The sequence below is a fragment of the Aeromonas sp. ZOR0001 genome (assembly GCF_000801015.1).
GTDB classification, from domain to species: Bacteria; Pseudomonadota; Gammaproteobacteria; order Enterobacterales; family Aeromonadaceae; genus Aeromonas; species Aeromonas veronii.
This window is the reverse complement of sequence record NZ_JRJY01000167.1, coordinates 2,436-3,790: the sequence shown is the minus strand read 5'-3', so window position 1 is coordinate 3,790 and position 1,355 is coordinate 2,436. Positions and strand designations below refer to the sequence as shown.

2 protein-coding genes are annotated in these 1,355 nt (G+C 62.3%); both read right to left on the bottom strand.

The annotated features are described in order from the left end of the window. Nucleotides 1–96: 96 nt before the first annotated feature. Nucleotides 97–705, bottom strand: coding sequence for an HvfX family Cu-binding RiPP maturation protein (locus L972_RS20135; protein ID WP_005337566.1), 609 nt, complete (start codon nucleotides 703–705; stop codon nucleotides 97–99). Then, a partial coding sequence (locus L972_RS20130; protein WP_047440624.1) for an HvfC family peptide modification chaperone occupies nucleotides 702–1,355 on the bottom strand: 654 nt, incomplete at its 5' end. The genes L972_RS20130 and L972_RS20135, both read right to left, overlap by 4 nt.

Genomic DNA, 1,355 nt, shown 5'->3' with positions numbered 1-1,355 from the left:
CTCTCCCCCCCAAAGCACAAAAACAGCGAGCGGCACCCGGCCGCTCGCTGTTTTTCACGCTCTGTCGTTATGGTTTTTGTTATCCGTTAGCAGGTCTTATGCCGCCTGTTGCACGCCTGCTTTGCCGGTCACGGCACGTTTGAGCCAGTAGTCGAGGCTGACGTAACGGCCCCCGCCGTAAACCAGCAGCACCAGCAGCATCACGAAGTAGGTGGCGGCAAACTCCATCCCGTTGTTGAGCATCACGGGATCACCCAGCTCGGTGATGTAGTTGTAGCGACCGGGGAAGTTGGCGGCCAGCCACTCGATAAAGCCGTTGAGGCGCACAGTGGCCTCCATGCTGCCGGTGGCGATGGCATCCCAGCCGTGCTTCCAGTGCACCATGGCGCTCGCCACGCTCATCAGGAAGATGGTGGGAATGGCCATGATGCGGGTAAAGAGGCCAAGGGCGATGCAGATGCAGCCCAGCACCTCGGTGCCCGCCGCCAGAAAGGCGAGCAGGGTCGGGAACGGCAGGTTGAGCCCCCCTTCCGAGACCGGGGCGCCAAACCAGGCGACCGTGCCGGCAAAGCCCATCACCTTGGAGTGGGCCCCCACATAGATGACCGGAATGAGATAGAGGCGAATGGCCAGCAGGGCCAGAAAATCGAGCCGCTTGCACTGGGCCACCGCCCGCTCGTACCACTGGATAAGGGTGTTGTTCATGGGAATTCTCCTTGGTGTTTGCTAAATGGGGGCAAGGGGGTGCCGGGCTGGCGCTCGCCAACGGGCAGGGTAAGCAGACCCAGTCGGTGAAAATGGCGTGCCCACCCGGTCAGATCAAAGTCGCTGCGAACCTGTTGTACCTGTTGCAGGAACGCGGCTTGAGTGATCCCCGGCTGCTGTTGCAGCAACTGGATCAGCGCCACGTCCCATTCGCGCAACCGCTGGGTCACCACCTGATGCTCCGGGCTGCGAAACAGGCCATAGAAGTGCTTGCCCTGCCGGGTCGGCACCACGCCGCTGCGACGGATGGCAAAGGGGAGTTCAAGCAGTTGCAGGGTGGGATTGAGCCCGAGCGGACTCTCCGCCGTCACCTCAACCCCCGATATAACTTGCGGCACTACCCCTTCATCAATCTCGACACAGAGGCAGGCCCACTCGTACTCCAGCAACGCCAGCCGCTGCCTGGGCCAGTTGAGAGAGCCCTCACTGTGGCGATGCTGCACATAGCGGACAAACTCGGTGGCGATATGGTGAAACTCGGGGGCCTCGGCGCCGTGCGCGATGACAAACCCCTCCACCAGCTGCCACCTGTCCACCGGCGCCCAGTGAGCGTGGGTGAGCGGAAAAGCACTCTCCAGCACCGACTCCAC

Bases quoted from the DNA above. Each gene is read 5' to 3' on its own strand.
- L972_RS20135 (WP_005337566.1), bottom strand. From the start codon at position 705: ATGAACAACACCCTTATCCAGTGGTACGAGCGGGCGGTGGCCCAGTGC.